Source organism: Paraburkholderia sp. SECH2 (assembly GCF_030464795.1).
Taxonomy (GTDB): domain Bacteria; phylum Pseudomonadota; class Gammaproteobacteria; order Burkholderiales; family Burkholderiaceae; genus Paraburkholderia; species Paraburkholderia aspalathi.
In genome coordinates, this window is record NZ_JALPRH010000038.1 from 43,293 (window position 1) to 50,460 (window position 7,168).

Here is a 7,168-nt window from a genome sequence, read left to right on the forward strand (position 1 = left end):
CCGGTTTTTCTGGCGTGAGGCTAGACTTTCACCCTCACTCCACCGTCACCGACTTCGCCAGGTTTCGCGGCTTATCCACATCCGTGCCTCGCGCACAAGCCGTGTGATACGCCAGCAACTGCAGCGGCACCACATGCAGGATCGGTGACAGCAAGCCATAGTGCTCCGGCATCCGGATCACATGCAGGCCTTCGTCATTGACGATTTTCGTATCCGCATCCGCGAACACATAAAGCTCACCGCCTCGCGCACGCACTTCCTGGATATTCGACTTCAGCTTCTCCAGCAGCGCGTCATTCGGCGCCACCGTCACCACCGGCATCGCCTCAGTCACGAGCGCCAGCGGCCCATGCTTCAACTCGCCGGCCGGATACGCTTCCGCGTGGATATAGGAAATCTCCTTGAGCTTCAACGCGCCCTCGAGCGCGATCGGGTAATGCAGCCCGCGCCCGAGGAACAACGCATGCTCCTTGCGCGAAAACTCTTCCGACCACGCGATGATCTGCGGCTCCAGCGCCAGCACGCTATTCAACGCCGCAGGCAAGTGGCGCAACTGCTTCAGATACACGGCTTCCTGTTCCGCACTCACCTGCCCACGCAGCTTCCCAAGCGTCGCGGCGAGCACGAACAGCGCGACCAGTTGCGTCGTGAATGCCTTGGTCGACGCCACACCGATCTCGCGACCCGCATGGGTGAGGAACGACAATTCCGTCTGGCGCACCATCGCGCTTGTGCCGACATTGCACACCGCCAGCGTATGTTTATGGCCCAACGACTGCGCATGCTTGAGCGCCGCCAGCGTATCGGCCGTTTCGCCCGACTGCGAGATCACCACCACCAACGACTTCGGATTCGGCACCGACTCGCGATAGCGATACTCGCTGGCAATTTCCACTTGGGTCGGGATCTTCGCGACCGACTCGAGCCAGTACTTCGCGGTCAATCCCGAGTAATAGCTCGTGCCGCACGCGAGAATCAGCAGGTTGTCGATGTCGGCGAACACCTTGCCGGCACCCTCGCCGAATAGCGCCGCGTCGAACGAATCGCCTTGCGGGATCGTGTCCGTAATCGCACGCGGCTGCTCGAAAATTTCCTTCTGCATGAAGTGGCGATACGGGCCGAGTTCGACCGCGCCGCCATACGCCGCGACCTGGCGCACTTCGCGCTGCGCGTCATAACCGTCACGATCGGTGATACGTACGCCCTCGAGCGACAGTTCGCAGACGTCGCCTTCCTCGAGGAAGATGAAACGTTCGGTGCTGCCGGCAAGCGCCAGCGCATCTGACGCGAGGAAGTTCTCACCGTTGCCGAGCCCCACCACTAGCGGCGAACCCTGCCGCGCGCCGACCACCGTATGCGGCTGATCCTTATGCAGCACCGCGATCGCGTAGGCGCCGTGCAATTGCCCAACCGCTTCGCGCACCGCGGCAAACAGATCGCCGCGATACAGGCTATGAATCAGGTGAGCGATAACCTCCGTGTCGGTCTGCGAGACAAACACATAACCCTTACCCCGCAGCATTTCACGCAGCGACTCGTAGTTCTCGATGATGCCGTTGTGTACCAACGCGAGGGCGTCTTTCGAGAAGATCGGGTGGGCGTTGTCGGTCACCGGCGCGCCGTGTGTCGCCCAGCGCGTATGCGCGATACCCGTGATGCCTTCGAGGTGGCTCTCCTTCACCTGCTCGTCCAGATCCGCCACGCGCGCGACACTACGCGCACGACGCGGCCCGTCATTACCGAGTACCGCCACGCCGCACGAATCGTAGCCGCGATACTCGAGACGACGCAGCCCTTCGATCAGGACGGGAACGATGTTAAGTTGCGCAACCGCGCCGACAATGCCACACATGGCTTATTCCTTTTCAGTGCTGGGTTTCAGGGAGCGCGCTTCACGTGCGCGTCACGCCCATCAACCTTTCTTCTTGGTCGGGCGTACATAGCCCGACTTGCTTGTTTGAGTCTTATCGTTCAGGACCAGCATGTCTTCTTCGACATCCTTCCAGACCGTGGTGCCCGCGGCGATCGTCACGCCGCGCTTGACGCGCACGGGCGCAACGAGTTGCGTGTCCGAACCGACAAACACGTCGTCTTCAATGACCGTACGGAATTTGTTCGCGCCGTCGTAGTTACAGGTGATGGTACCCGCGCCGATATTCACGCGCGCCCCGACATCCGCATCGCCGATATACGTCAGATGGTTCGCCTTCGAGCCATGACCGAGCACCGAGTTCTTCACCTCGACGAAGTTGCCGACGTGCGACTCGTCCTGCAACGACGTGCCCGGACGTAGCCGCGCATAAGGGCCGAGCACGACGTTTGCACCGACTTCAGCGCCTTCGATATGCGTGAACGCATCGACGCGCGTTCCGGCGCCGATCGTCGCATTGCGGATCACGCAGTTCGGCCCGACCGTCACGTTGTCAGCCAACGTGACGCGGCCTTCGAACACGCAGTTCACGTCGATCGAGACGTCGCGGCCGCATTCGAGCGTGCCGCGCACGTCGATTCGAGCCGGATCGGCAAGCGTTACGCCGGCCACCAACAAGGTCTCGGCGACATTGTGCTGATGAATCCGTTCGAGTTCGGCAAGCTGCTGCTTGCTATTCACGCCGAGCGTTTCCCACTCTTCGTCAGGCTGCGTGGTGACGACTTCGAGTCCGGCTTCGATCGCCATCTCGACCGCGTCGGTCAGATAAAACTCGCCTTGCGCGTTGTCGTTCTTCAACGCAGCGAGCCAGCCGCCAAGACGCTCGGTCGGCGCGACGATGATGCCGGTGTTGATCTCGGCGATCTTGAGCTGCTCGGGCGTGGCGTCTTTCTGTTCGACGATGCGCGACACCTTGCCGTGCTGATCGCGCACGATGCGCCCGTAACCGCTGGGGTCGTCAAGCGTGACGGTGAGAACGCCGTAGCCGCCTCGGCCCGCGCGATCGGTCAGCGTCTGCAGCGTGCTGGCGCGCGTAAGCGGCACATCGCCGTACAGCACAAGCGTAGGTTCGGACGGATCGAGCAGCGGCAGCGCCTGTTGCACCGCGTGGCCCGTGCCGAGTTGCTGCTCCTGCGCGGCGAACTGGACGTCCGGCGCGGCTACCGCCTGGCGCACGGCTTCGGCGCCATGACCGACCACCACGACCAGACGCGTGGGCTTGAGCGCACGAGCAGTGTCGATGACATGAGCGAGGAGCGGCCGGCCGGCCAGGGGATGGAGCACCTTGGGAAGCGCGGACCGCATGCGCTTACCGGTGCCTGCCGCCAAAATCACGATGTTCATGGCGTCGGCAATCAGACAAGTTTGGAGCCGACGATTCTATCATGCAGGCCATAACGAATAAGGCCGCTCACGCGGCCTTATTACCTTGCTGAAACTCCCGGAAACCTTTGATTTCAGGGCACTTCACGGCCTGATTACATATCGTCGAACTGAACGATCGAGATCGGCTTCGATCCGTTGAAGGTTGCGCCGTCACCGGAATCGGTCGAACACGGCTCTTCGTCGAAGGCGATATCGCCTTGCGGATCGGCCTCGCCGCTTGCACGCAGGCCGGCGAACGGGAACAGCTTGTGATCCATCAGATGCGACGGCACGATGTTCGACAACGCGTTGAACATGTTCTCGATGCGGCCCGGGAAGCGCTTCTCCCAATCGCGGATCAGCGCCTTCATTTCCGTGCGTTTCAGGTTCGGCTGGCTGCCGCACAGGTTGCACGGAATGATCGGAAATTCGCGCAGCTCCGCGTACTTTTCCAGATCGGTTTCCTTCACGTAGGCGAGCGGACGGATCACGATATTCTTGCCGTCGTCCGATTGCAGCTTGGGCGGCATGCCCTTCAGCTTGCCGCCGTAGAACATGTTCAGCAACAGCGTTTGAAGAATGTCGTCGCGATGATGGCCGAGCGCGATCTTGGTCGCGCCGAGCTCGCCTGCCACGCGATACAGAATGCCGCGACGCAGCCGCGAGCACAGCGAGCAGGTGGTCTTGCCTTCCGGCACCAGCCGCTTGACGATGCTGTAGGTGTCCTGGTTCTCGATGTGAAACGGAATGTCGAGTTGCTTCAGGTATTCGGGCAGCACATGCTCCGGGAAGCCCGGCTGCTTCTGGTCGAGATTCACCGCGACGATGTCGAAGTTGATCGGCGCGCGTTCGCGCAGCCGCATCAGGATTTCGAGCATCGCGTAGCTGTCCTTGCCGCCCGACAGGCACGCCATCACCTTGTCGCCTTCCTCGATCATGTTGAAGTCGCCGATCGCCTCACCGACCTGGCGCGCGAGCCGCTTGAACAGCTTGTTGTTCTCGTAGGCTTCTTTCTGCTCGCGGCGCGTGAGCGGCGCTTTTACCGCCGAGGCCTGCGCAGCTTGTGCGGCCCCTGGGGCCGCGGTGTCGTTCAGGATTTCCTGAGCATTCATGGCTCAATCCTCTTTGATACGGAAGACTTCGACGCCCACGGCGTCGCAGTCGGGATAAACGTCCGGCTTTTCGGTCGACACGCACACGGCGCGCACCTGCGGATGATCGAGGAGCGCCTTGACGAGGTCATCGCAGAGGGTTTCCTGCAGGTGGATATGACCTTGATCGACGCGGCGCGCGATGGTCGAGCGCATGAAGTCGTAGTCGACCACTTCGTTCAATTTGTCCTGAACCGGCGTGGACAGCGCGAGCGGCACGAACAGTTCGACGTTAATCACGACGCGCTGTTCGCCGCGCTTTTCGAAGTCGTGCACGCCGATGTTGATGTGCACTTCGTAATTGCGCAGAAAGAGCCGGCGGCAATCGGCGAGCCGGGGATGCGAAAGAGCGGCAAACATGTTCGTTCCAGTCGAAAAAAGAGTGCGGAGCACTCAAGTGGGCGCTTCAGGCGCCCGTCAAAAACATAACGTCGCGCGGCAGCGGCACGAGGTGCTGCCCGCCGTCGACCACCAGCGTCGTTCCGGTGACGCCCGCTGCATCGGCGAGATACAACGCGGCGGCGACAATATCCTCCGGCCGCGACGCGCGGCCCAAAGGTGTGGCACGGTGAGCTTCTTCAAAACCGGCCGGCGTTTGATCGCCGGATTGCATCGTCAGACCAGGGGCAAGCCCGACCACGCGCACTTTCGGCGCCAAGGCTTGCGCCAGCGCGACCGTCGCTGTCTGCAACGCTGCCTTCGACAGCGTGTAGGACAGGTAGTCCGGGTTCATGTTGTACAGCTTCTGGTCCAGCACATTGATGACCACGCCGCGCTGGCTTTCATCGGTGCGCGCGGCTTCCGGCGTGGCCTCGAACAGCATACGCGCCAGCACGAGCGGCGCACCGAGATTCATCGCGGTCAGCTTCAGCAGCAGGTCGTAACCGACGTTCTGCGCCGTGTCTTCCTCAAAGCGCGAGGCGTTGTTGACAATACACGACGGGCGACCCAGCGTGGCCATACAGGCGGGCAGAAGCTGCTCGACCTGGCCCTCGTCGCCCAATTCAGCGTGCAAAGCCACCGCCCGGCGGCCTAGGGCGACGATTTCCGCGACTACTTCGTCAGCCTCCTCCCGCGACGCGCCGTAATGGACCGCCACGTCCCAGCCACGCGCGGCGAAGCCGAGCGCGAGCGAGCGCCCGATGCGGCGGGCGGCGCCGGTAATCAGCACGATGCGCGGCGTTTCAGGCGCGCGGGCGGCGGCGTTGTCCATAGAGGCGGTCATTTACAATGCGGGGATGAATCCGAAAGCTCACCAACCCGATAGTTTACCTGCTCCCGGCCCGAGCGCGCTTGCGCAGTCCGAAGCGCTGGTCGCACAGGTCCGCGCGGAGCTCGAAGCAGCCGGCGGCTGGCTGCCATTCGACCGCTACATGGAGCGCGCGCTTTACGCGCCGGGACTCGGCTATTACAGCGGCGGCGCCCGCAAATTCGGCCTGCGCGGTGACGACGGCAGCGACTTCGTCACCGCGCCGGAAATGTCGCCTCTCTTCGCCGCGACGCTGGCGCGCCCGCTCGCCGAGGCCCTGGAGGCGAGCGGCACGCGCGATCTGATGGAATTCGGCGCCGGCACGGGCAAACTCGCCGCCGGCTTGCTGAATGCGCTCGACGCGCTGGGCGTCGAATTCGACAGCTACTCGATCGTGGATTTGTCCGGTGAATTGCGCGAACGCCAACGCGAGACGATCGAAGCCGCGGCACCGGCGCTGGCCGCGAAAGTGCGCTGGCTGGACGCATTGCCGGAGCAATTCGAAGGCGTGGTGATCGGCAATGAGGTATTGGACGCGATGCCGGTGCGGCTGTTCGCATTTACCGACGGCGCCTGGCATGAACGCGGCGTGACGTGGCGCGACGAGGCCTTTGCGTTCGACGACCGGTTGGTATCGGAGGCTGCGGACATTGCGCTTCTGGCTGAGATTGAGACTGCCGGCGACGACTACGTGACCGAAACGCACGACGCCGCCCGGGCATTCACGCGGACCATTTGCACGATGCTTGCGCGTGGCGCGGCGTTCTTCATCGATTATGGTTTTCCGCGCCACGAGTACTACCATGAGCAGCGTGCGCAGGGCACGTTGATGTGCCATTACCGGCACCGGGCGCATGGTGATCCGTTTGTTTATCCGGGATTGCAGGACATTACCGCGCACGTGGAATTTACCGGCATTGCCGAAGCCGGTGTCGAGGCTGGCGCCGATTTGTTGGGCTTCACTTCGCAAGCGCGGTTCTTGTTGAACGCGGGGATTACCGAGACGTTATCGGCGCTCGATCCTTCGGACACGGCGAAGTTTTTGCCGGCGGCGAATGCGGTCCAGAAGTTGTTGTCCGAGGCGGAGATGGGTGAGCTGTTCAAGGTGATCGCGTTTTCGCGCGGGCTGGATGACACGCTGCAGGCGTTTTCGAGCGGCGACCGGTCACATACGTTGTGATTTTTTGCCTTAGGGGTTGGCGATGATCCGCTGGCTGTTGACTACGTTTGTTGCGGTGGCGGTGTTGTCGGCCTGCTGGCCGTGGCTCAAGAAGGTTGGGATTGGGCGGATGCCTGGGGATGTCACTTTGCGCCTCTTCGGGCGGGAGTATCCGTTTCCGTTTATGTCGACGCTTGTTCTTTCGATGGTTTTGTCGCTGATCGCGAGGGTGTTGTAGCCTTCGCGGCGCTTTTTGTCTGTGTTCTTAGGGCGTTGGCCTTTCCTTGATCTGGCTTTGGTGCCTTTCCTTGAAT

The 7,168-nt window shown here is 62.2% G+C and carries 7 protein-coding genes; 2 read left to right on the forward strand and 5 right to left on the reverse strand.

Annotated features, from left to right (window positions below; translation table 11 throughout):
* Positions 1-34: 34 nt before the first annotated feature.
* The 5 genes from glmS to M0D66_RS35450 form a co-directional block, all read right to left on the reverse strand.
* Entirely contained in the window at positions 35-1,852 is a 1,818-nt protein-coding gene (gene glmS, locus M0D66_RS35430; protein ID WP_266212716.1) for a glutamine--fructose-6-phosphate transaminase (isomerizing), read from the reverse strand.
* A 60-nt stretch (positions 1,853-1,912) separates the two neighbouring features.
* Positions 1,913-3,274, reverse strand: a complete 1,362-nt coding sequence (gene glmU, locus M0D66_RS35435) for a bifunctional UDP-N-acetylglucosamine diphosphorylase/glucosamine-1-phosphate N-acetyltransferase GlmU (RefSeq protein WP_256455921.1) — start codon at positions 3,272-3,274, stop codon at positions 1,913-1,915.
* A gap of 134 nt (positions 3,275-3,408) precedes the next feature.
* Positions 3,409-4,407: a tRNA 2-thiocytidine(32) synthetase TtcA gene (ttcA, locus tag M0D66_RS35440; protein ID WP_266212717.1), complete on the reverse strand. Its 999-nt coding sequence runs from the start codon at positions 4,405-4,407 to the stop codon at positions 3,409-3,411.
* 3 nt (positions 4,408-4,410) lie between these two features.
* Entirely contained in the window at positions 4,411-4,806 is a 396-nt protein-coding gene (locus M0D66_RS35445; protein WP_093641011.1) for a dihydroneopterin aldolase, read from the reverse strand.
* 46 nt (positions 4,807-4,852) lie between these two features.
* A complete protein-coding gene (locus tag M0D66_RS35450) occupies positions 4,853-5,671 on the reverse strand; it encodes an SDR family oxidoreductase (RefSeq protein WP_266212718.1) in 819 nt (272 codons plus the stop codon).
* 13 nt (positions 5,672-5,684) lie between these two features.
* On the opposite strand from M0D66_RS35450, the gene M0D66_RS35455 reads away from it, so the two are divergent.
* Together M0D66_RS35455 and M0D66_RS35460 are read left to right on the forward strand one after the other, a co-directional pair.
* On the forward strand, positions 5,685-6,875 hold the full coding sequence (locus M0D66_RS35455; RefSeq protein WP_266212719.1) for a class I SAM-dependent methyltransferase: 1,191 nt from the start codon (positions 5,685-5,687) through the stop codon (positions 6,873-6,875).
* 22 nt (positions 6,876-6,897) lie between these two features.
* The gene (locus M0D66_RS35460; protein ID WP_256455917.1) at positions 6,898-7,092 is read left to right on the forward strand and encodes a DUF2905 domain-containing protein; all 195 of its coding nucleotides are present in this window, start codon (positions 6,898-6,900) and stop codon (positions 7,090-7,092) included.
* The last annotated feature ends 76 nt before the right edge of the window (positions 7,093-7,168 follow it).

What these genes read in the sequence shown, in the direction of transcription:
- glmS (WP_266212716.1), bottom strand. Translation starts at nt 1,852, where the DNA reads ATGTGTGGCATTGTCGGCGCGGTTGCGCAACTTAACATCGTTCCCGTC.
- glmU (WP_256455921.1), bottom strand. Translation starts at nt 3,274, where the DNA reads ATGAACATCGTGATTTTGGCGGCAGGCACCGGTAAGCGCATGCGGTCC.
- ttcA (WP_266212717.1), bottom strand. Translation starts at nt 4,407, where the DNA reads ATGAATGCTCAGGAAATCCTGAACGACACCGCGGCCCCAGGGGCCGCA.
- M0D66_RS35445 (WP_093641011.1), bottom strand. Translation starts at nt 4,806, where the DNA reads ATGTTTGCCGCTCTTTCGCATCCCCGGCTCGCCGATTGCCGCCGGCTC.
- M0D66_RS35450 (WP_266212718.1), bottom strand. Translation starts at nt 5,671, where the DNA reads ATGACCGCCTCTATGGACAACGCCGCCGCCCGCGCGCCTGAAACGCCG.
- M0D66_RS35455 (WP_266212719.1), top strand. Translation starts at nt 5,685, where the DNA reads ATGAATCCGAAAGCTCACCAACCCGATAGTTTACCTGCTCCCGGCCCG.
- M0D66_RS35460 (WP_256455917.1), top strand. Translation starts at nt 6,898, where the DNA reads ATGATCCGCTGGCTGTTGACTACGTTTGTTGCGGTGGCGGTGTTGTCG.